At 39.6% G+C, this 1,233-nt stretch carries 1 protein-coding gene; it reads left to right on the top strand.

Annotated features, from left to right (window positions below; genetic code table 11):
* The first annotated feature begins 96 nt into the window (after positions 1-96).
* Positions 97-1,203: an IS30 family transposase gene (locus FFM71_RS13280; RefSeq protein WP_171000583.1), complete on the top strand. Its 1,107-nt coding sequence runs from the start codon at positions 97-99 to the stop codon at positions 1,201-1,203.
* The last annotated feature ends 30 nt before the right edge of the window (positions 1,204-1,233 follow it).

Here is a 1,233-nt window from a genome sequence, read left to right as displayed (position 1 = left end):
GGCAAATTTTATAATCAAGTTAGCCACTTGAAAAAAATTGAATAAAAAAACACCAAGACGAAAAAATCAGGTATCATTGGAGTTCCGACACTAACAATGAAAGAGGTTTTCGCCTTGGTGCAAGAACAGATTACCATAAATAGAATTAAGGGTCACCATTTAACTGAAATTGAGCGCGGGAAAATCGCCTCGTTACATCAACTCGGACATTCCAATCGCAAAATTGCGAAAATTCTAAGTGTTTGTCCACAAACAATCAATAATGAACTGAAGCGCGGTGAAATCAGACAAGTCAAAAAAATCAACGGTATAACTAAGTATCACGACGAATACATACCTGAGGCAGCGCAAGCTCGCTACGTCGATAGACGTAAAGCGTGTCATAGACCTATTAAGATGCCACAAGTTCTTGAGTTCATTGCTTATTTCGTGAGACATTTTAAAGATGATGGTTGGTCACCGGACGCTGCCTTCGGCCGTGCGAAAACATCAGGCCTGTTTGAACCTGACGAGATGGTCTGTACCCAAACACTTTATAAGTACATTGATGCCCAATTACTAGAGGTTAGAAATATTGACTTGATAAGTAAAATGTCTCGTAAATTGCCAAAACGTGTGGTTCGAATAAACAAACATGTTTTGGGTCTAAGTATTGAGGATAGGCCCATTGAAGTGGAAACACGGAATGAGTTTGGCCACTTTGAAATTGATACTATCGTTGGTCTTCGGAATGGTCAGGAGAGTGTTATCTTGACCATGATTGAACGCAAGACGCGTTTCCAAATCATTCGTCTAATTGATGGTAGAGACGCTGATTCAGTAGCTTATACAATGAATCAAATTATTGATGAATACGGATCAGTAATCAAGTCCATTACTGCTGATAATGGTCCTGAATTCAGTACCCTAACATCAGTAATGGATTCAATCGCTCCTGTTTACTTTACACATCCGTTTACTTCAAGTGAACGTGGAACTAACGAGGTTCACAATCGTATGGTTCGAAGGGACTTTCCCAAAGGAATATCTCTTGATGAAGCAACTCCTGCGGAGGTTGCTCAAACTGCTAAAAAGCTGAACAACCTGCCTCGTAAGATTGTCGGTTATCAAACACCGACTGAGCTCTTCAATAAACAATGTAATGAAATAAACACAATCTGCCTAACTCCAGTAACTGAAAATCCCTTGGAATCAGTATTTTAAAAAGTGGCTAACTTGTTCTTGCAATTTGCG

It is taken from the genome of Companilactobacillus huachuanensis (assembly GCF_005404815.1).
Lineage (GTDB): Bacteria > Bacillota > Bacilli > Lactobacillales > Lactobacillaceae > Companilactobacillus > Companilactobacillus huachuanensis.
The sequence above is the reverse complement of the archived record's forward strand: the minus strand, read 5'-3'. Positions and strand labels throughout refer to the sequence as shown.

What these genes read in the sequence shown, in the direction of transcription:
- FFM71_RS13280 (WP_171000583.1), top strand. Translation starts at nt 97, where the DNA reads ATGAAAGAGGTTTTCGCCTTGGTGCAAGAACAGATTACCATAAATAGA.